The organism is Achromobacter sp. RW408 (genome assembly GCF_003184165.1).
Taxonomy (GTDB): Bacteria; Pseudomonadota; Gammaproteobacteria; order Burkholderiales; family Burkholderiaceae_B; genus Achromobacter; species Achromobacter xylosoxidans.
In genome coordinates, this window is sequence record NZ_QHHO01000049.1 from 1,206,447 (window position 1) to 1,226,846 (window position 20,400).

The 20,400-nt window shown below is 68.6% G+C and carries 19 protein-coding genes; 5 read left to right on the plus strand and 14 right to left on the minus strand.

Annotated features, from left to right (window positions below):
• Positions 1 to 50: 50 nt before the first annotated feature.
• The 7 genes from DK459_RS25070 to DK459_RS25100 form a co-directional block, all read right to left on the minus strand.
• Positions 51 to 494 (minus strand): VOC family protein, encoded by a 444-nt coding sequence (locus DK459_RS25070; protein WP_233256859.1) that lies wholly within the window; start codon positions 492 to 494, stop codon positions 51 to 53.
• A 37-nt stretch (positions 495 to 531) separates the two neighbouring features.
• Positions 532 to 1,329, minus strand: coding sequence for an AraC family transcriptional regulator (locus DK459_RS25075; protein WP_054499286.1), 798 nt, complete (start codon positions 1,327 to 1,329; stop codon positions 532 to 534).
• A gap of 58 nt (positions 1,330 to 1,387) precedes the next feature.
• Complete coding sequence (locus DK459_RS25080; RefSeq protein WP_110135133.1) at positions 1,388 to 3,403, minus strand: acetyl/propionyl/methylcrotonyl-CoA carboxylase subunit alpha; 2,016 nt, start codon at positions 3,401 to 3,403, stop codon at positions 1,388 to 1,390.
• A gap of 181 nt (positions 3,404 to 3,584) precedes the next feature.
• The gene (locus DK459_RS25085) at positions 3,585 to 5,192 is read right to left on the minus strand and encodes a carboxyl transferase domain-containing protein (RefSeq protein WP_006386958.1); all 1,608 of its coding nucleotides are present in this window, start codon (positions 5,190 to 5,192) and stop codon (positions 3,585 to 3,587) included.
• Positions 5,193 to 5,481: 289 nt separating this feature from the next.
• Entirely contained in the window at positions 5,482 to 6,663 is a 1,182-nt protein-coding gene (locus tag DK459_RS25090) for an acetyl-CoA C-acetyltransferase (RefSeq protein ID WP_006386959.1), read from the minus strand.
• Positions 6,664 to 6,696: 33 nt separating this feature from the next.
• Positions 6,697 to 8,562, minus strand: coding sequence for a bifunctional isocitrate dehydrogenase kinase/phosphatase (gene aceK, locus DK459_RS25095; RefSeq protein ID WP_024067384.1), 1,866 nt, complete (start codon positions 8,560 to 8,562; stop codon positions 6,697 to 6,699).
• A 23-nt stretch (positions 8,563 to 8,585) separates the two neighbouring features.
• Positions 8,586 to 9,764 (minus strand): isovaleryl-CoA dehydrogenase, encoded by a 1,179-nt coding sequence (locus tag DK459_RS25100; protein WP_006386961.1) that lies wholly within the window; start codon positions 9,762 to 9,764, stop codon positions 8,586 to 8,588.
• Between the two features lie 245 nt (positions 9,765 to 10,009).
• Here DK459_RS25100 and DK459_RS25105 point away from each other — a divergent pair, with 245 nt between their 5' ends.
• Together DK459_RS25105 and DK459_RS25110 are read left to right on the plus strand one after the other, a co-directional pair.
• Positions 10,010 to 11,188 carry a M20 aminoacylase family protein gene (locus tag DK459_RS25105; RefSeq protein ID WP_006386962.1) on the plus strand — a complete coding sequence of 393 codons (1,179 nt, stop codon included), beginning with the start codon at positions 10,010 to 10,012 and terminating at the stop codon, positions 11,186 to 11,188.
• A 46-nt stretch (positions 11,189 to 11,234) separates the two neighbouring features.
• Positions 11,235 to 12,206 (plus strand): tripartite tricarboxylate transporter substrate binding protein, encoded by a 972-nt coding sequence (locus DK459_RS25110; protein WP_024067386.1) that lies wholly within the window; start codon positions 11,235 to 11,237, stop codon positions 12,204 to 12,206.
• A gap of 169 nt (positions 12,207 to 12,375) precedes the next feature.
• Here DK459_RS25110 and DK459_RS25115 read toward each other — a convergent pair whose 3' ends face one another.
• Both DK459_RS25115 and DK459_RS25120 read right to left on the minus strand, forming a co-directional pair.
• The gene (locus tag DK459_RS25115; RefSeq protein WP_026383980.1) at positions 12,376 to 12,708 is read right to left on the minus strand and encodes a YnfA family protein; all 333 of its coding nucleotides are present in this window, start codon (positions 12,706 to 12,708) and stop codon (positions 12,376 to 12,378) included.
• Positions 12,709 to 12,718: 10 nt separating this feature from the next.
• Positions 12,719 to 13,102 carry a MerR family DNA-binding transcriptional regulator gene (locus DK459_RS25120; RefSeq protein WP_006386965.1) on the minus strand — a complete coding sequence of 128 codons (384 nt, stop codon included), beginning with the start codon at positions 13,100 to 13,102 and terminating at the stop codon, positions 12,719 to 12,721.
• 73 nt (positions 13,103 to 13,175) lie between these two features.
• Here DK459_RS25120 and DK459_RS25125 point away from each other — a divergent pair, with 73 nt between their 5' ends.
• Complete coding sequence (locus tag DK459_RS25125; RefSeq protein WP_006386966.1) at positions 13,176 to 14,243, plus strand: MBL fold metallo-hydrolase; 1,068 nt, start codon at positions 13,176 to 13,178, stop codon at positions 14,241 to 14,243.
• A 102-nt stretch (positions 14,244 to 14,345) separates the two neighbouring features.
• Here the strand turns inward: DK459_RS25125 and DK459_RS25130 are convergent, their stop codons facing one another.
• A complete protein-coding gene (locus DK459_RS25130) occupies positions 14,346 to 14,972 on the minus strand; it encodes a LysE family translocator (RefSeq protein ID WP_006386967.1) in 627 nt (208 codons plus the stop codon).
• A gap of 77 nt (positions 14,973 to 15,049) precedes the next feature.
• Here DK459_RS25130 and DK459_RS25135 point away from each other — a divergent pair, with 77 nt between their 5' ends.
• Positions 15,050 to 15,748 (plus strand): nitroreductase, encoded by a 699-nt coding sequence (locus tag DK459_RS25135; protein WP_006386968.1) that lies wholly within the window; start codon positions 15,050 to 15,052, stop codon positions 15,746 to 15,748.
• Between the two features lie 83 nt (positions 15,749 to 15,831).
• Positions 15,832 to 17,025, plus strand: a complete 1,194-nt coding sequence (gene metC, locus DK459_RS25140) for a cystathionine beta-lyase (RefSeq protein ID WP_024067389.1) — start codon at positions 15,832 to 15,834, stop codon at positions 17,023 to 17,025.
• Between the two features lie 4 nt (positions 17,026 to 17,029).
• Here the strand turns inward: metC and DK459_RS25145 are convergent, their stop codons facing one another.
• The 4 genes from DK459_RS25145 to DK459_RS25160 all read right to left on the minus strand — a co-directional run.
• Positions 17,030 to 17,989, minus strand: coding sequence for a hypothetical protein (locus DK459_RS25145; RefSeq protein ID WP_110135134.1), 960 nt, complete (start codon positions 17,987 to 17,989; stop codon positions 17,030 to 17,032).
• On the minus strand, positions 17,968 to 19,179 hold the full coding sequence (locus DK459_RS25150; protein WP_006386971.1) for an ABC transporter substrate-binding protein: 1,212 nt from the start codon (positions 19,177 to 19,179) through the stop codon (positions 17,968 to 17,970). Before DK459_RS25150 ends, DK459_RS25145 begins: the two co-directional genes overlap by 22 nt.
• A gap of 162 nt (positions 19,180 to 19,341) precedes the next feature.
• Positions 19,342 to 19,974 carry a thiol:disulfide interchange protein DsbA/DsbL gene (locus DK459_RS25155; protein ID WP_006386972.1) on the minus strand — a complete coding sequence of 211 codons (633 nt, stop codon included), beginning with the start codon at positions 19,972 to 19,974 and terminating at the stop codon, positions 19,342 to 19,344.
• Between the two features lie 86 nt (positions 19,975 to 20,060).
• Positions 20,061 to 20,400 (minus strand): SPOR domain-containing protein (locus DK459_RS25160; RefSeq protein ID WP_199234310.1); only part of this gene is annotated, 340 nt, incomplete at its 5' end.

The window sequence follows — 20,400 nt, forward strand, 5'->3', positions numbered from 1 at the left end:
GGAAACTAAGAGTCGATTCCCGCCAGGCGGCCGGTGCTCGGGCGCGAACGCTACGCCTTGGGCCAGTAGGTGCCGAAATACCAGAGATTGCCCTCGGGGTCGCGGCAGGCGAAATCACGGCTGCCGTGCGGCGAGTCGTACGGTTCGGCCTCGATGGTCGTGCCGCTGGCTTTCACCTTGGCGTAGAGCGCGTCGGGGTCGTCCACCGCCAGATACAGCGCGTCGGTGCGGCGGCCTTGCGGGTCGCCGACCTGCCTGCCGTACGCGTCATCGCGATGCTGGCCCAGCATCAGGATGGAGCTGCCGCAGGCCATTTCGGCATGTTGCACCGCACCGCCGTCCCGGTAGACCGCTAGTTCGGTGAAGCCGATGACATCGGCCAGCCAGCGCATCATCGCGTCCGGGTCATGGCAGCGCAAGGTCGGAAACAGGCGGGGAGGTTCTTGTGGCGTCGGATTCATCGGCGGCTCCTTGAGCAAAAGGGGAGCACTCATGATGAACCGATGCGCGGGCCGCGGTCTTGAAGATTTGTTACCCGGCCTGGCGCCGCGCCCAGGCCTGAGGCGATTCGCCCGCCAGGTCGATGAATTCACGCGCCAGATGCGCCTGGTCGGCATAGCCGCCGGCGGCGGCCACCTGGGCCCATTCGCTGCCCGCTACCCGGGCCAGCCGGCAGGCCTGGTGAAAGCGCAGCATGCGCGCCAGGGCTTTTGGGCCCAGGCCCATCTCGGCCCGGAAACGGTGCAGCAGGTGCTTGCGGCTCCAGCCGATTTCGGCGGCCAGCGCGCCGATGCGCAACGTGCCGTGGTCGCGCAGCAGTAGCCGGTAGGCATGCGTCACCGGTTCCGATGGGGCGCGGCCGAGGCGGCGGAGGATGAATGCCTCCACCAGGGCGAAGCGCCGCGGCCAGTCCGGCAGGTTGCCCAGCCGCTCGCGCAGCGCCGGGCCATCGCGGCCCAGCGCGTCGCCCAGGTCGACCAGGCGGTTCGCCAGGTCCGCGACCATGCCGCCGAAGAAGCGGTACGCGCCGGGCAGCGTGAAGTCGACCTGCAGGCATTCGGCGGCGCCGTCGGAGGCGACGAACACCGGGCCGGCATACAGCCCGGACGCAAAGCTGGACCAGGGCGCCGCGGCGTCCGCGCGGCCCAGTCCGATGCCGAAAGGGCTGCCGAAGCTGATCACCAGCGGCACGGTCAGCGGGGCGCCTTCGAGCCACTGCATACCGGCGCCTTGCCCGCTTTCGCGGTAGCCGGTCAGGTGCGACACGATGCCGGCCAGCCGTGCCGACGGCGGGACCTGGATCAACGCGCAGGACGTCTGGCTGGCCATGCGTGCCCCTTGTGGAAAGACACGCCATCGCCGCGGACGCCGGCGATGGCGCGCGCGTTCAGGCGCCGATCGCCACCAGTTCGGCGCCTTCCGTCACCTGGTCGCCCACGGCGTAGAACAGTTCCTCGACCTTGCCGTCGGCCGGCGCGGAGATGGTGTGCTCCATCTTCATGGCCTCCATCACCAGCAGCGGCTGGCCCTTGGTGACGCTGTCGCCGGCCTTGACGGCAATGGAGATGATCTTGCCCGGCATGGGGGCGGTCAGGCCGCCGCCGTGGTCGCCCTGGGTGTCCTGGGCATGCGCCAGCGGGTCGTACAGGTCCAGCACGCGCGCGCCGCCGTCGCCAAAGACGTGGGCCTTGTCGGCGTGCAGCACCACCGTGCCGGCGCGCTCGCGGCCGTCCAGCGTGATGCGCAGCACGCGCGCCGGGCCATTGACGTTCTCGGCGCGCCAGGCGAAGGGCCGGGCGCCGTCGCCGCCGTCCAGCGTCCAGTCGGCGCCCTGGCGCGTGACGGTGACGTGACGGGTTTCGCCGTTGTCGATCCACTGCAACGTGCGCTGGTAGCGCCCGCCCAGGCGCCAGCCATCGCGCGTGTCCCACGGATCGGCCGGGGCGGCGGCCTGCGGCGCCGATTGCGCCTGGCCCTGGCTGGCCAGCGCCGCGGCCGTGGCCAGCGCCAGCGTGGCGGCGTCGGCCGGCGTGGGTTCCGGCAGCAGCGTGGCGCGCTGGCGCTCGATCAGGCCGGTGTCGAGGTCCGCCGCGGCGAAGGCGCTGTCGCGCATCAGGCGCGACAGGAAGGCGACGTTGGTCTGCACCCCCACCGCCTGGGTCTGCGCCAGCGCTTGCAGCATACGGGCGCGGGCCTGGTCGCGGTCGGCGCCGTGCACGATCAGCTTGGCGATCATGGGGTCGTAGAACGGCGTGATCGTGTCGCCGGTGCGCACCCCGCCATCGACGCGGATGTCGCCGTTGGCGAAGGCGACGTGGGCCGGCAGGCCCAGGTAGGCCAGCGTGCCGATCGACGGCAGGAAGCCTTTCTCGGGGTTCTCGGCGTAGATGCGGGCCTCGATGGCGTGGCCGTGGATGCGCAGGTCTTCCTGGCGCGCCGGCAGCGGCTGGCCGGCGGCCACGCGCAGCTGCCATTCGACCAGGTCATGGCCGGTGATCATCTCGGTGACCGGATGCTCGACCTGCAGGCGCGTGTTCATTTCCATGAAGTAGAAGCGGCCGTCGGGCTCGGCGATGAATTCCACCGTGCCGGCGCCCACGTAGCCCACCGCGCGCGCGGCGGCCACCGCGGCCTCGCCCATGGCGCGGCGGCGTTCCTCGGTCATGCCGGGCGCGGGCGCTTCCTCGATCACTTTCTGGTGGCGGCGCTGCACCGAGCAGTCGCGCTCGAACAGGTAGACGCAGTTGCCGTGGGTGTCGGCGAACACCTGGATCTCGATGTGCCGTGGCTTCTGCAGGTAGCGTTCGATCAGCACGCGGTCATCGCCGAAGCTGGAGGCGGCCTCGCGCTGGCACGAGGCCAGCGCGTCCAGGAATGCGCCGGACGATTCGACCACGCGCATGCCCTTGCCGCCGCCGCCGGCGCTGGCCTTGATCAGCACCGGGTAGCCGATGGCGTCGGCCTGTTCCTTCAGGAATTGCGGGTCCTGGTTGTCGCCGTGGTAGCCGGGCACCAGCGGCACGCCGGCCTTTTCCATCAGCGACTTGGCGGCGGACTTGCTGCCCATGGCGGCGATGGCCGAGGCCGGCGGACCGACGAAGGCGATGCCGGCCTGTTCGGCGGCTTCGGCGAAGGCTTCGTTTTCCGACAGGAAGCCGTAGCCGGGGTGGATGGCTTGGGCGCCGGTGTCGCGCGCGGCCTGCAGAATGGCGTCGGCGCGCAGGTAGCTGGCGCGCGGCTCGGGGCCGCCAATGTGCACCGCGACGTCGCAGGCGGCGACGTGGCGGGCGTTGGCGTCGGCGTCGGAATAGACGGCGACGGTGCGGATGCCCAGGCGGCGGGCGGTGGCGGCGACGCGGCAGGCGATTTCGCCGCGGTTGGCAATCAGCAGGGTATCGAACATGGCGTTATCCAGACTGGGATGATTCGTTGACTACGTTGCAGCGGCGAGCGCGTTGCATCCAAAACCCTCACACGTCGCATCACGCCGACCTTATCGGGGACACCGCGGATCCGGCTTCGCCGGTCCGCCGGTGTCGCCCCCTTGAGGGGGCGCGCGCAGCGCGTAGGGGGTGGGCTTTCTTCTACATCCGGAAGACGCCGAAGCGCGTGTCTTCGATCGGCGCGTTCAGCGCCGCCGATAGCGCCAGCCCCAGCACGCGGCGCGTGTCGGCCGGCGCGATGATGCCGTCGTCCCACAGCCGCGCGGTGGCGTAGTACGGATGACCCTCGCGTTCGTATTGCTCGCGGATCGGCGCCTTGAAGGCGTCTTCCTCGGCCGCCGACCACTGGCCGCCGCGCGCCTCGATGCCGTCGCGCTTGACGGTGGCCAGCACGCTGGCGGCCTGCTCGCCGCCCATGACCGAGATGCGCGCGTTGGGCCACATGAACAGCAGGCGCGGCGAGTAGGCGCGGCCGCACATGCCGTAGTTGCCGGCGCCGAACGAGCCGCCGATCAGCACGGTGAACTTGGGCACGTTGGCGGTGGCCACCGCCGTCACCATCTTGGCGCCGTGGCGCGCGATGCCTTCGTTTTCGTACTTGCGGCCGACCATGAAACCGGTGATGTTCTGCAGGAACACCAGCGGGATCTTGCGCTGCGCGCACAGCTCGATGAAGTGCGCGCCCTTCTGCGCCGATTCCGAGAACAGGATGCCGTTGTTGGCGACGATGCCCACCGGCATGCCGTGGATGTGGGCAAAGCCCGTCACCAGCGTGGGGCCGAAGCGCGCCTTGAATTCGTCGAACTCGGAGCCGTCGACGATGCGCGCGATGACCTCGCGCACGTCGTACGGCTTGCGCGTGTCGGCGGGGATGATGCCGTTCAGTTCGGCCGGATCGTAGCGCGGCTCGCGCACCGGCACGGTGGCCAGCGGCGCCGGCTTCTTGCGGTTCAGGCGCGCCACGGCGCCGCGCGCCAGTTGCAGCGCGTGCATGTCGTTGGCGGCCAGATGGTCGGCCACGCCCGACAGGCGCGTATGCACGTCGCCGCCGCCCAGGTCCTCGGCGCTGACTTCCTCGCCGGTGGCGGCCTTCACCAGCGGCGGGCCGCCCAGGAAGATGGTGCCCTGGTTCTTGACGATGATGGACTCGTCGCTCATGGCGGGCACGTAGGCGCCGCCGGCGGTGCAGGATCCCATCACCACCGCGATCTGCGCGATGCCCTGCGCCGACATCTGCGCCTGGTTGTAGAAGATGCGGCCGAAGTGTTCGCGGTCGGGAAAGACCTCGTCCTGCTGCGGCAGGTTGGCGCCGCCGGAATCGACCAGGTAGACGCACGGCAGGCGGTTCTGCGCGGCGATCTCCTGCGCCCGCAGGTGCTTCTTGACCGTCATCGGGTAGTAGGTGCCGCCCTTGACGGTGGCGTCGTTGCAGACGATCACGCATTCGGTGCCGGCGATGCGGCCGATGCCGGTGATGACGCCCGCGCCCGGCGCGTCGCCGTCGTACATGCCGTGCGCCGCCATCGGCGACAGTTCCAGGAACGGCGAACCCGGATCGATCAGTTGTTCGACGCGGTCGCGCGGCAGCAGCTTGCCGCGCGCCACGTGCTTGGCGCGCGACGATTCGCTGCCGCCCAGCGCGGTCCGCGCCAGTTGCTGGCTCAGGTCGTCCAGTTGCGCCTGCATGGCGCGCGCGTTGTCGGTGTAGTCCTGCGACCGCGGATTGATGCGGGATTCGATGATGGGCATGGGGTACCACCCGTCCTGCTTAATGGGATGTTGAAGGCGCTCGGGGTCGAGCGGTTTGTCTCGCTGCCCGCTGAGCCGGGCATTCTTGTCATGGATTAACTCAGCTGCATTTCGTTGCGCCTCTCCCGCACGGCCCGCCGACCGACCCGTCGCGGACTTCGCCTTGCGGAAAAGGCGCAGCGAAATGATGCCCCTCGGTGTGCCCGCTACGCGGGCTTGCGGCCTCCCGAGGCGGCGCTTTTTCCCAGGGACATCCAGGGAAAAAGCGCGCCTCGGGAGAAATACCGCCTTAGACCATCTCGATCGCCATCGCCACGGCTTCACCGCCGCCGATGCACAGCGTGGCCACGCCGCGCTTGCCGCCGGTCTTGCGCAGCGCGCCGATCAGCGTGGTCATCAGGCGCGCGCCGGAGGCGCCGATAGGGTGGCCCAGGGCGGTGGCGCCGCCGTGGATGTTGACCTTGTCGTGCGGCAGCTTGAAGTCGGTCATGGCGGCCATGGTGACCACGGCGAACGCTTCGTTGATCTCGTACAGGTCCACGTCCTCGGCCTTCCAGCCGGTCTTGGCGAACAGGTTCTTGAGCGCGCCGACGGGCGCGGTGGTGAACCAGTTCGGTTCCTGCGAGTGCTGGCTGTGCGCCACGATGCGGGCCAGCGGCTTGATGCCGAGCTTCTCGGCGGTGGAGGCGCGCATCAGCACCATGGCGGCGGCGCCGTCGGAGATCGACGACGAGTTGGCGGCGGTGACGGTGCCGTCCTTCTTGAACGCGGGCTTGAGCGTGGGGATCTTTTCCGGCATGGCCTTGGTGGGGGCCTCGTCGGTGTCGATCACGGTGTCGCCCTTGCGGCCGGCGACCGTGACCGGAGTGATTTCCCACTTGAAGCTGCCGTCTTCCGTGGCGGCGCGGGCGCGGCGCAGCGATTCCAGCGAGAACGCATCCTGCTGCTCGCGCGTGAACGAATACTTGGCGGCGCAATCCTCGGCGAACACGCCCATGGCCTTGCCCTTGTCGTAGGCGTCTTCCAGGCCGTCCAGGGCCATGTGGTCATAGATGGTGCTGTGGCCGTAGCGATAGCCCTGGCGGCCCTTGAGCATCAGGTAGGGCGCGTTGCTCATGCTTTCCTGGCCGCCGGCGACGACGATGTTGGCCGAACCCGCGGCCAGCAGGTCGTGGCCGAACATGGCGGCCTTCAGGCCCGAACCGCACACCTTGTGGATGGTGGTGCACGCCACGCCCAGCGGCAGGCCCGCGCCCAGCGCGGCCTGGCGCGCCGGGGCCTGGCCCTGGCCGGCCTGCAGCACGTTGCCCATGATGACTTCTTCGATCTGCTCGGGCTTGAGGCCGGCGCGTTCGACGGCCGCCTTGATGGCGACCGAGCCCAGCTCGTGCGCGGCCAGGCCGGACAGGCTGCCGAGCATGCCGCCCATGGGCGTGCGGGCGACGGAAACGATAACGATGGGATCTGACATGACTAGCTCCTGTGAGGGTCGGGACAGCGTGTTTTATGCGGTGGCGCCAGCGGGTGCCGGACGCAGCCGTCTGTCCGTATCGTAAGGGAAAAATTCTTCGATCCGGCCTTGCGCCACGTGGGCGCGACAGGCCTGCCACCACTCCGGTTCCAGCAGGTCGGCATGGTGGCGCAGGAAGGCGCCGCGCACACGCGCGTCGCCCAGCAGGAAGCGGCCGAATTCCTCCGGAAAGACGTCGTTCGGTCCGACGGCATACCAGGGTTCGGAGGCCATTTCCGCTTCCTCGTTGGGGGCGGGAGGAATCCGTCGGAAATTCATCTCGGTCATGCGCTGGATTTCGTCGTAGTCGTAGAACACGACCCGGCCCAGCCGCGTCACGCCGAAGTTCTTGTAGAGCATGTCGCCGGGGAAAATGTTGGCGGCGGCCAGCTGGCGGATCGCGTCGCCATATTCGCGCACGGCCGGCTCCAGCAGCGCGTCCGGCGCCTGGCTCAGGTACAGGTTCAGCGGCGTCATGCGCCGTTCGATGTAGACGTGGCGGATGACCACCGTGTCGCCGGTTTCCTCGATCAGGCTGGGCACCAGGCGCCGCAGTTCGTCGAGCAGCTGCGGCGCGAAGCGGGCGCGCGGCAGCGCCACCTGCGAATATTCCCAGGTATCGGCCATGCGGCCGACGCGATCGTGCAGCTTGACCATCTGGTACTTGCGCCGCACGGTGGCGTGGTCCATGCCGTCCTTGTCGATATGGTCCTTGATCAGCTTGAACACGTAGGGATAGGACGGCAGCGTGAACACGCACATCACCATGCCCTTGATGCCGGGCGCGATGTCGAAGGCGTCGCGCGAATGCGCCAGGTGGTGCAGGAAGTCGCGGTAGAACAGCGTCTTGCCCTGCTTCTGCAGGCCGATCATGGTGTACAGCTCGGCCTTGGGCTTGCGCGGCAAGAGGCTGGCCAGGAAGTTGACCACCGCGGCGGGCGTCTCCATGTCCACCAGGAAATACGCGCGCGTGAAGCTGAACAGCGTGCTCAGGTCGTCCGCGCCCAGCAGCAGCGCGTCCAGGTTCACCTGTCCGGCCGGGTTGCGCGTCAACGCCACGGCGAAGGGATAGACGGTGCCCTGGTTGATCAGGCGGCCGACGATGTAGGCGCCCTTGTTGCGAAAGAACAGCGAGCCCAGCGCATGCACCTGGCAGTCGCTGGCGATGCGGCGGCCGACGTGGCGCGGCAACTGCCGTCGCAGCTGGCCGATGGCGGCGCGCGCCAGCAGGCGGGTGTCGCGTGGCAGGTCCTCGAACGGCAGCGCCAGGCCGAAGTCGGCCACCATGCGGATCAGGCTTTTGTGCAGGCCCTCGGTCACCGGGTAGTAGACCCGGTACGACGGCATGCGACTGTCCAGGTAGTCGGTGGCCACGGCCGGCCGCACGAACAGGAAATCGTTGTGGAAGTAGTCGCGGTGCAGCAGCCGGCATGACACCGAGTTGAAGAAGGTCTCGGCGCATTCGGGCTGGCGATGCTCGCCCAGCAGGCCGACGAATTCCTGCTTGATCTGTTGCCAGTAGGCGGTCTGCGTTTCAGTCAGCGCGGCGCCCGCGGCGCCGTTCGCGCCGTTGGTGCCATGGGCGCCGACCGCGCCCTCGGGCCGCCCGCGCAGCACGCCTTCGAGCTGGCTGGCGCACTCGCGCACGCGCATGTCGTAGTACTCGATGCGTTCGCGCGACAGGCGCTGGATGCCGTGCCAGTCGCCCGATTCGAACAGCGCCTTGGCGCGCTGCGCGCTGTAGCGGAACAGCGCGTAGTGACGGTCGAAGCCGGCCAGGATGCGATGCGCGACGTCCAGCGGCGAGGGGCCCTGCGCGGGCGCCTGCTCGATGTGCTGGACGTCGGACGTGCGGATCATGGCAAACGACTTCCGGGTGGGACTCAGGCCGTCTCGGCGAACAGCTCGCGGCCGATCAGCATGCGGCGGATCTCGCTGGTGCCGGCGCCGATTTCATACAGCTTGGCGTCGCGCCACAGGCGGCCCACCGGGTACTCGTTGATGTAGCCATTGCCGCCCAGGATCTGCACGCCCTCGCCGGCCATCCAGGTGGCCTTCTCGGCGGTGTACAGGATCAGCGCGGCGCAGTCCTTGCGCACCTGGCGCACGTGCTCGGCGCCCAGGCGGTCGAGGTTCTTGCCGACTTGGTAGCAGAAGGCGCGGCTGGCCTGCAGCGTGGTGTAGAGGTCGGCCACCTTGCCCTGGATCAGCTGGAATTCGCCGATGGCCTGGCCGAACTGCTTGCGGTCATGGATGTACGGCACCACCACGTCCATCACGGCCTGCATGATGCCGACCGGGCCGCCGGACAGCACGGCGCGTTCGTAGTCCAGGCCGCTCATCAGCACCTTGACGCCGCCGTTGACCTGGCCCAGCACGTTTTCCTCGGGGATCTCGCAATCCTGGAACACCAGTTCGCCGGTGTGGCTGCCGCGCATGCCGAGCTTGTCCAGCTTCTGCGCCACCGAGAAACCCTTGAAGCCCTTTTCCACCAGGAACGCGGTGATGCCGCGCTGGTGCGCCTCGGGGTCGGTCTTGGCATAGACCACCAGGGTGTCGGCGTCGGGGCCGTTGGTGATCCACATCTTGGAGCCGTTCAGCACGTAGCGGTCGCCCTTCTTGTCGGCGCGCAGCTTCATGCTGACCACGTCCGAGCCGGCGCCCGGTTCGCTCATGGCCAGCGCGCCGACGTGCTCGCCGGAAATCAGCTTGGGCAGGTACTTGGCCTTCTGCGCCGGGGTGCCGTTGCGGTTGATCTGGTTGACGCACAGGTTCGAGTGGGCGCCATAGGACAGGCCGATGGACGCGCTGGCGCGGGAGATTTCCTCCATCGCCACCATGTGGGCCAGGTAGCCCATGTTGGCGCCGCCGTATTCCTCGCTGGCCGTCATGCCCAGCACGCCCAGGTCGCCGAACTTGCGCCACAGGTCCATGGGGAACTGGTCGCTGCGGTCGACTTCGGCGGCGCGCGGCGCGATCTCGGCCTGCGCGAAAGTGCGCACGGCGTCGCGCAGCATGTCCAGGTCTTCGCCCAGATCGAAGTTCAGGCCAGGAAGGTTCATCGCTGTCTCCGTGATAGTGGGTACTTACATTTTTATGGGCGCCTGCGATCGCGCCGGATCTCGCCGCGTGGCCCCATGATGCGCTGATCGACGCTGGCTACGCAATGATGCACCGCAAATATTACGTTTACGTAAACGTAAATAAGAGTCGGGTTTTCCCTAGGCAAATGTTTGCGTCCCCGGCGGCGCCCCTGGGTACTATTCCCCGGATCCTTGAAACTTGAAATTTTGTTACGGAGTCAGCGGTGTCCGACCTGGCCAATCTCGACGATATTGTGGCGCTGCGGCGCGACCTGCACGCCCATCCCGAGCTCTGCTACGAGGAGCACCGCACCGCCAAGGTGGTGGCCGACGCCCTGCGCGGCTGGGGCATCGAGACCCACACCGGCATCGCCAAGACCGGCGTGGTCGGCGTCATCAAGCGCGGCGCTTCCGACCGCGCCATCATGTTGCGCGCCGACATGGACGCCCTGCCGATGCAGGAAGAGAACCAGTTCGAACACCGTTCGCGCCACGACGGCAAGATGCATGGCTGCGGCCATGACGGCCACACCGCCATGCTGCTGGCCGCCGCGCGCCACCTGCAACAGGAAGGCGGCTTCGACGGCACCGTCTATTTCTGTTTCCAGCCGGCCGAGGAAGGCGGCGCCGGTGGCCGCGCCATGATCCAGGACGGCCTGTTCGAGCGCTTCCCCTGCGAAGCCGTGTTCGGCATGCACAACTGGCCGGGCCTGGAAGCCGGCTCGTTCGGCGTCTGCGCCGGGCCGATGATGGCGTCCGCCAACGGTTTCAAGATCACCGTGCGCGGCAAGGGCGGCCATGCCGCCGCGCCGCACGACTGCGCCGACCCGGTGCCGGCGCTGTTCGCCATCGGCCAGTCGCTGCAGACCATCCTGACCCGCAGCAAGCGCCCGCTGGACGCCGCCGTGCTGTCCATCACGCAGGTGCAGGCCGGCGGCAGCGTCATCAACGTGATCCCGGGCAGCGCCTGGCTGGGCGGCTCGGTGCGCGCCTACAGCACCGACGTGGTCGACCTGATCGAGCGCCGCATGCACGAGATCGCCGGCAGCATCGCCGCCGCCCACGGCTGCGAGGCCGAGGTCTACTTCGAACGCCGCTACCCGGCGCTGATCAACACGCCCGCCGAAACCGAGTTCTGCATGCAGGTCATGCGCGAGGTGGCCGGCGCCGACCACGCCCGCGTGATCGAGCCGGTGATGGCCTCGGAGGACTTCGCCTTTCTGTTGCAGGCCAAGCCCGGCTGCTACGTGTTCCTGGGCAACGGCGACGGCGATCACCGCATGGCCGGCCACGGCCTGGGCCCCTGCATGCTGCACAACACCAGCTACGACTTCAACGACGCCCTGATCGCGCCGGGCGCGAGCTACTGGGTGCGGCTGACGCAGCGCTATCTGGCCGGTTGATTCAAGCATTACCTGACGCAGTGCTACGCAACACAACAAGGAAGCCATGAAAAAGAAGATGCTGTTCACGGCCGCGGGGGCGGCCTTGGCAATCATGACGGGCGGCGCCGCGCTGGCGCAGGGCTGGCCCGCCAAGCCCATCACCTTGGTCGTGCCCTACACCGCCGGCGGCAGCGCCGACGCGATCGGACGCCGCCTGGGCGACGTGCTGCGCAAGGAAACCAACGCCACCGTCATCGTCGAGAACAAGCCCGGCGCGGGCGCCTCGGTCGGCACCGACTTCGTGGCGCGCGCCCAGCCGGACGGCGCCACCCTGCTGCTGGCTTCCACCAGCCCGCTGACCATCTTCCCGCACCTGGCCAAGACCAACTACGACCCGATGAAGGACCTGACGCCGGTGGCCAGCGTGGCCGTGGCGCCCGTGGCCATCGTCGCCACCAAGTCCCTGCCGGTGAAGGACTTCGCCGGCCTGATCGAGTACGCCAAGTCGCATCCGGACGGCGTGCGCTACGGCACGCCGGGCCAGGGCACGGTGGCTCACATCGGCATGGCGGCGCTGACCACGCAGACCGGCACCAGAATGCTGCACGTGCCCTACCGCGGCAACAGCCAGGCGCTGACGGACGGCCTGGGCGGCGTGGTCGAACTGCTGGTGGTCAACACCGACGTGGTGCTGCCGCACGTGGCCAGCGGCGCGCTCAAGCCGCTGGCGGTGATGGCGCCCGAGCGCCTGGCCGCCTGGCCCGACGTGCCCACCATGGCCGAACTGAAGCTGCCGCAGGCGCAGTACTACTCGAACTTCGGCATCTTCGCCCCGGCCAACCTGCCGCCGGCGGTGTCGGGTCCGCTGCAGGCCGCGCTGGCCAAGGCCGTGGCCAGCCCCGAGTTCAAGGACCTGCTGGCCAAGTCCTACCTGCAGCCGGGCACCGCGTCCGGCGACGCTTTCGCCAAGCAGGTGCAGGCCGAGTTCGCCAACAACGCCCGCATCATCAAGGAAGGCAACATCAAGGCGGAATGACGCCGGGGCGCGCATCCCGGCCGGGATGCCGCGCAGGCAACGCAAAGCGCGCTCCATGGGGAGCGCGCTTTTTCATTTTCGGAGAGGCGGACCGGCGTCGCGCCGCGTCATTGGGACGGGCCGGCGCGCGCTGGCCTGTCGTGCGCCCACGCGCCTTCGCGGCAATCGGTCAGGCCGTCTTCGGTCCGAATATGATCACCAGCATGCCGGCCAGGCACAGCCCCACGCCGACATAATCGCTGACGCTGGGCCGCACGCCATCGACCGCCCACAGCCACAGCAGCGCCATGCCGATGTACACCCCGCCATAGGCCGCATACACGCGCCCCGACGCGGTCGGGTGCAGCGTCAGCAGCCAGGCGAACAGCGCCAGGCTGACGGCAGCCGGCGCCAGCAGCCAGATGGAATGGCCGCGGCGCAGCCACAGGTAAGGCAGGTAGCAGCCGATGATCTCGGCCAGCGCGGTCAGGACGAACAGCGCGAAGGTTTGCAGCATCGCCATGTCAGGCGCTTCAGGACCGTTGCTGCGCCAGCAGTTCGTGGCACTGGCGTTCCTGCACGGCGATCTCCTGCAGCGTATCCTCGATGTCGCGGCGCTGCTGTTCCAGCGTGGCGCGGTGCTGGGCCAGCACCGCCAGGTACTGGCGCAACTGCACCTCGGTGTCGCCGGGGCCGTCGTACATGTCGATCAGCGTCAGGATCTCCGACAACTGCAGGCCCAGGCGCTTGCCGCGCAGGGCCAGCTTCAGGCGCGTGCGGTCGCGCGGTCCGAAGATGCGGTTGCGGCCCTCGCGCGCCGGGCTGACGATCCCCTGGTCTTCATAGAAGCGGATCGTGCGGGGCGTGACGTCGAACTCGCGGGCGAGCTCGGAGATGGTCCAGGTTGACGGGGACATGCGACGTGTGGCAGTTTACGTAAACGTAAATTATGATGACTTGACGCGATCGTCAAGCGTGGAGAGCGAGGCAATGAACCCCAACGAACAGAAGCTGCAGTATCCCTGGGCCGATTTCCAGCCCGAAGCCGGCCGCGCCCACCAGGTGGCCGAGGGCGTCAAGTGGATCCGCATGCCGCTGCCGTTCGCGCTGGATCATATCAATCTCTGGCTGCTGCGCGACCGCATCGACGGCCGCGACGGCTGGACCATCGTCGACTGCGGCATCTCGCGCGATGAGGTCAAGACGCTGTGGGAACAGGTGTTCGAGAACGAACTGGAAGGCCTGCCGGTGCTGCGCGTCATCGTCACCCACATGCACCCCGACCACATCGGCCTGGCCTACTGGCTCTGTGAACGCTGGGACGCGCGGCTGTGGATGACCATGACCGACTTCATGGTCGCGTCGCTGTGGTCGTCGCGCCGCAATGACGCCGGCGCCGGGCCTGGCGGCCAGTCGGCGGTCGACCATTTCGCCCGCCACGGCCTGACCGATCCGGACGCGCAGGAACAGATCCGCCAGCGCGCCAACTACTTTCCCAACCTGGTGCCGGCCGTGCCGTCGCGCTACACCCGCATCATGCATGGCGACGCGGTGCGCATCGGCGCGCACGACTGGCGCGTCATCGTCGGCTACGGCCACGCGCCCGAGCACGCCTCGCTGCATTCGCCCGACCTGGGCGTGCTGATCTCCGGCGACATGGTGCTGCCGCGCATCTCCACCAACGTCAGTGTGTTCGACTACGAGCCCGACGCCAACCCGCTGCCGCTGTACCTGCGCTCGCTCGACGGCTACGCCGACGTGCCGCGCGACACGCTGGTGCTGCCGTCGCATGGCCGGCCGTTCAAGGGCCTGCACGAACGCATCGCGCAGCAGCACGAGCACCATCGCGACCGCCTGGCCGAGGTGCTGGAAGCCTGTAAGGCCGGACCGCAATCGACCTCGGACATCGTGCCGGTGCTGTTCAAGCGCAAGCTCGACCTGCACCAGCTCACCTTTGCCATGGGCGAGGCGCTGGCGCACCTGCATGCGCTGTATTTCGAAGGCAAGCTGACGCGCAGCCAAGGCGCGGACGGCATCGTGCGCTTCAAGGCGGCCTGACGCCGCTCCCCGTCACGTTGCGCGGCGGCGTCCCGCGGGCGCGAACCGGCGCGCGTGGCTTCGCCGGGCGGGACTTCGCCAGGCCCGCGCCGGAAGGTGGCCTCAGCGCGTGGCCGTCGCCAGCCGCACGGCCAGCCCCACGAACACCAGCGCCGCGACGCGGTTGAGCCAGCGCTTGGCCGTGACCGAGCGCTGCAGCAGTTCGCCGAACGCGCCCGAGAAGAAGGCGATCGCGCCGAACACCAGCAGCGTGGCCAGCATGAACACCGCGCCCAGCTGCACCGTCTGCCAGCCCACCGCGCCCAGCCTGGGCGAGGTGAACTGCGGCAGGAAGGCAAAGAAGAACAGCAGCACCTTGGGATTGGTCAGGTTCATGACGATGCCGCGCCGGTACAGCGCGGAGGTCTTCATCGGCTCGGGCCGCTGGCCGTCCTCGGCATGCACCGGCGCCCGCAGGATCTGCCACGCCAGGTAGGCCAGATAGGCTGCGCCGGCCAGCTTCAATACCGTGAACGCCACCGGCGAGGCGGCGAATACGGCGGCCAGCCCGAGCGCCACGGCGGCGGTGTGGCCCAGCAGCCCGGTGCACAGCCCCAGCACCACGAACAGCCCGGCCTTGCGGCCCCAGATGGCCGATTGCATCAGCACGAACAGGTTGTCGGGCCCGGGTGTCAGGGCCAGCAATACGGCAATGCCGAAGAACGCGATCAGGGAATCGAGGGGCAGCATGGGGTCTCGCCAGGGTCGGGCGGCGCCTTGCGCGCCGGCAATCAAGTGGCATCATACGAGGAAACCAAGGAGACACCATGTCCGCCGTACCCGAATCCGCCGTCGCGCGTCCCGACGCCGCGCTCGAAGACTGGCTGCGCGCGCGCCACAGTTGCCGCGCCTTCCTGCCCGAGCCGGTGCCGCGCGCCACCATCGAACGCATCCTGACGCTGGCGCAGCGCACCGCGTCCTGGTGCAACTGCCAGCCGTGGCAGGTGACGGTGGCCTCGGGCGATGGCGCGCGGCGCCTGAGCCGGGCCCTGGTGGAACGCGCCGGGCAAGCGGGCTTCACGCCCGATTTCCCGTTCCCGCGCGAGTACCAGGGCGACTACCTGGCGCGGCGCCGCGAGTCGGGCTTCCAGTTGTATGGGGCCGTGGGCGTGGCGCGCGGCGACCGCGAGGCCTACCGCCGCCAGGAACTGCGCAACTTCCAATTGTTCGATGCGCCGCACGTGGCCATCATCACCACTGACGAGTCGCTGGGCGAATACGGCGCCATCGACTGCGGCGGTTATGTGGCCAATTTCCTGCTGGCGGCGCAGGCCAACGGCGTGGCCACGGTGGCGCAGGCCTCGCTGGCGATGTATCCCGAGGTGCTGCGCGAACAGCTGGGCATCGGCGCCGACCGCCGCGTGGTTTGCGCCATTTCGTTCGGCTATGCCGACGCCGCGCATCCGGCCAACAGCTACCGCACCAGCCGCGCCGACCTGGACGCGGCGGTGCGCTGGATCGACTGACACCGGACCCCGGGGGCGCGACATCCGCGCGCGTTCCTGCTACGGTTCGGGTTCTCCCAATACGCAAGCATTCCCTCTTGAAGATGGCTACCAAACACATCGATACGGTTTTGCAGCACGCGGGCACAGCCCCGTTCAACCCCGAGACGGGCACGGCGCCGGTGCCGCTGCCGCCGATGCGGGCCAGCACGGTGCGTTTCGAGAACCTGGCGGCCCTGGAAAAGGCCCAGCGCAACAAGGCCGCCGGCGGCCGCGCCACCACCTATGGCCGCATGGGCATGGACACGCACGCGGCGCTGGAGCAGGTTTTCGCGCAGCTCGAAGGCGGCACGCACGCCTACCTGGCGTCGTCCGGCCTGTCGGCCATGACCATGGTGATGCTGGCGCTGTGCTCGGCCGGCGACCACGCCCTGATCTCCGATTGCGTCTACGGCCCGATGCGCGAGCTGGACGATGCCGTGCTCAAGCGCATGAACATCGCCGTCACCTACTTCGCCGCCGGCGAGGACCTGGACGCGCTGGTGCAGCCCAACACCAGGCTGCTGTACGTGGAATCGCCCGGCTCGCTGCTGTTCGAGATGCTCGACATGGGCGCCATGGCCGCCATCGCGCAGCGCCACGGCCTGGTGCTGGCCACCGACAACACCTGGGGCTCGGGCTACATCTACCGGCCGCTGACGCTGGGCGCGCAGGTGTCGGTCATCGCCGGCACCAAGTACGTGGGCGGCCATTCCGACCTGATGCTGGGCGCGGTGGTCACCAATGACGAGGCGATTGCCAAGAAACTGAACCGCACCCAGTACGCGATGGGCTACTCCATCAGCGCAGACGACGCCTGGCTGGCGCTGCGCGGCGTGCGCACCATGCCGATCCGCATGGCGCAACACGCGCGCCACGCGCTGCAAGTGTGCGAGTTCTTCAAGAGCCGTCCCGAGACTGTGCGCCTGTTCCACCCCGCCTGGCCGCAGGATCCGGGCCATGCACTGTGGCAGCGCGACTGCACGGGCTCCAACGGCATGCTGTCGGTCGAACTGCGTCTGTCGCCGGCCGCCGCGCGCGTGTTCGTGGACGAACTGGAACTGTTCGGCATCGGCTTCTCGTGGGGCGGCTACGAAAGCCTGGTGCAGCTGGTGTCGCCCAAGGACCTGTCGCACCACCGTTATTGGGGCGAGGGCCAGAACGCGCTGGTGCGCCTGCACATCGGCCTGGAGTCGCCGCAGGACATCATTGCCGACCTGACGCAGGCGCTGGAAAAGGCCGCGGCGGTCAAGGGCTGACGCCTCAGGCGTTGCCGCGGATCCACGCGCCGATGCGTGCGGCGATGTCGTCGCTGTTGTCGTCCATCATGGGCATGTGCGAGTTGCCACGGACGCCCATGCCGGCCAGGCGCCAGCTGGTGACGCGGCCGCCGCGCGCAACCAAGCGGTCGGCGTAGGCCTGCCCGGCCGCATCCAGCTTGGCCCACAGCGGCGTGGCGTCCAGATAATCGCCGTAGACGAACAGGAAGGGCTTGCCCGCCACCGCGGCCGGGCCCACCTCCTGCGAGAAGCCCGACGGTTCGATGCCGATGACGCCGCGCACCAGATCCGGCCGCGCCTGCAGCGCGCGGTAGGCCACTTCGCCGCCATGGCTGTGCGCCAGCACCAGGCACGGGCCGATGCGTTCCATCGCGGCGCAAAAGCCCGCCAGCGCCGCATCGTTGTTGCCGAGCCAGCGCGGCACGGCGTGGCGGATGAAATCATCGAAGGCCGCCAGCGGAAAGCGCTGGCCGTCGAAGGCGCGGCGCTGCGCGTAGTCCTCGGCGCGGCCGAAGCGGAACAGCGACCAGCTTTCCTCGGCGTTGCGCACGATCGGCGCGTCCGGCCACACCTCCTCGAACGGCGTCCAGCCGGCGCGACCGCGCTCGACGTTGTCGACCACATACACCGCATGGCCCTGCCGCACGAAGTGCTGCAGCCAGCCGGACCGCCCGTCCGGCGTCTGTTCCCACATCGCGCCGGTCATGCCGCCGCCGTGCAGCAGCACCAGCGGCAGCGGATGGCGGCGCTCGGCCGGGATGAAGTACTGCACGTAGGCCTGTTCGACGTGGTACAGGCCGTTGGGGTCATACGACAGCGAGGCGGTCTTGGTGAAGGCGATCTCGCGCACCGGGCGGCCGCTGATATGCGCCTGCCGCCCGCCCGCGTAGAAGCTGCCGAAATCGGCCAGCGCCAGGGGGCCTACTTCTTGACCAGCGGACATTGGCTTTCCGACAGGGGCCAGGCGAGCGAGTCGCCGGGAATGGTGCGCACGATGTTGTAGTAGTCCCAGGGCGCCTTGGACTGGTCGGGTGACTTGACCTGCGCCAGCATCATGTCGCGCACCACCAGGCCGTCCTCGCGGATGTGCGCGTTCAGGCTGAAGGCGTCGTCGATCGGCATCGACTTCATCTTGGCCATCACCGCGTCCGAATCGGTGGTGCCGGCCGCCTGCACCGCGCGCAGGTAGTGGCGCACCGAGCTGTAGACGCCGGCCTGCAGGAAGGTGGGCGGGCGGCCCAGGCGGGCCTCGAACTTCTTGCTGAAGGCGCGGGTGCCGTCGTTCATGTCCCAATAGGACGGCACCGTCAGGTAGGTGTGCTGCGCGGCCTGCAATCCCAGGCTGTGCACGTCGGTCAGCAGCAATAGCATCGCCGCCAGCTTCTGGCCGCCGCTGGCGATGCCGAATTCGGCCGCCTGCTTGATCGCCGAGATGGTGTCGCCGCCTGCGTTGGCGACGGCGATGATCTGCGCCTTGGATGCCTGCGCCTGCAGCAGGAACGAGGCGAAATCCGAGGCGTTGAGCGGATGGAACACCGTGCCCACGACCTCGCCGCCGTTGGCCTTGACCACGGTCTCGGTGTCGGCGGCCAACTGCTTGCCGAAGGCGTAATCGGACGCCAGGATGAACCAGCGCTTGTTGCCTTCCTTGACCACGGCGGTGGCGGTGCCGCGCGACAGCGCGTAGGTGGTGTAGGTCCATTGCACGCCATACGGCGAGCACTGGGCCTGCGTCAGCGCGGTGGTGCCGGGGCTGGAGAACAGCACCAGCTTTTTCTTTTCGCGCGCGATGCCCTGCACCGCCAGCGCCACCGACGAATTGGGCACGTCCACCACCACGTCGACGCCATCGGTGTCGTACCACTTGCGCACCATGCCGCTGCCGATGTCGGGCCGGTGCTGGTGGTCGCCCGATACCAGCGCCACGGGCTTGCCGAGCACGCTGCCGCCCAGTTCCTCGATCGCCAGGCGGGCCGCTTCGACCGAGCCGCGCCCGGTGGCGTCGGCGGTGACGCCGGCCATGTCCGTCAGGACGCCGATCTTCACGCCGTCGGCGTCATTGGCTTGCGCCGCAAGGCCGGCCAGCGCCAGGCTCACGCCCAGCGCCGCGCGGCGCAGGAATTGCTGTCTCATCTTCCACCCCTTGTAGGCCGCGCGTGGCGGCGAATAATTATGGGAGGAAGTGTAGCTCGCGGCGGGCGCTTTGCCGCCTGCGCCCGCCTTGGGGATGACCCCATGAAAAACGCCCCGGCCGGTCGGCGCGGGGCGTCGTCATGAACGCGGTTCAGGCGTGGATCACTTGCCGCGGGCCATCGGGATCAGCTTGTTCACTTCCTGCAGGGCGCCTTCGTAGCTGTTGCCCGCCATGACCGGCGAGGTCATGAACTTGCCGCCGACGGCGAACGACGGCGTGCCTTCGATGCGATAGGCTTCGGCCAGCTGGTTGGCGCGCTGCACCTGGGTCTGCACGCTGAACGAATCGAACACCGAGTCGAACTTGGCGCGGTCCACGCCCTGCGCGGCGGCCCACTCGCCCATGGCCTTCTTGTCGATCAGGCGCTTGTGCTCACCGTGGATGGCGGTGAAGACCTTGGCATGCAGATCCGGCCGATCCAGGGCCACCAGGGTGTAGTACAGCTGTTGCAGCGGCTTCATGCCGGCGTTGAAGGCGATCGGCACCTGCTTGAGCACGACGTCTTCGGGCTTGGTCTTGGCCCAGTCCTCGACCATGGGTTCCATGGCGGCGCAGTGCGGGCAGGTGTAGGCGAAGAATTCCAGGACCTCGATCTTGCCCGGGGTATCCGACGGCAGCGGCGGATTGATCGGCACATAGGCCTGGGTGCCCTGGGCGTGGCTGGCCGGGCTGAAGAACGCGGTGGCGGTCAGCGCGGCGGCTGCCAGGATGCGGATGAGCTTGGGGGACAGCATGATGGGTTGAGGTTCCTGAACAAAGAGGTTACAGACAGGGCCGGGCCTGGATTAGTTCAATCAAAAACCATGATGGGCGCGCCATGTTACTGGCGCACCACTGCCGTTTCGATCTTGTTCTCGCCCAGCCGGCCACGGGCGCGGTTCATGTCGTCCAGGCGGGCGAACGGACCGACGCGCACGCGGTTGATCGGCTTGCCGTTGACTTCGGCCTTCTGCACCGCCACCGGCAGGCCCAGCAGGATGATGCGAGCCTTGAGCGACTCGGCGTCGTCCTGGCCGCGGAAGGCACCGGCCTGCAGGTAGTACGAACCATTGGCCGACGCGCTCGGGGCGGCGCTGGCGGCCGGCGCCTTGGCCGCGGGGGCCGGGGTCGGCGCCACCTTGGCGATGGGCGTGGGCGGCGCGCTGGCGGCCGGCGCGCCG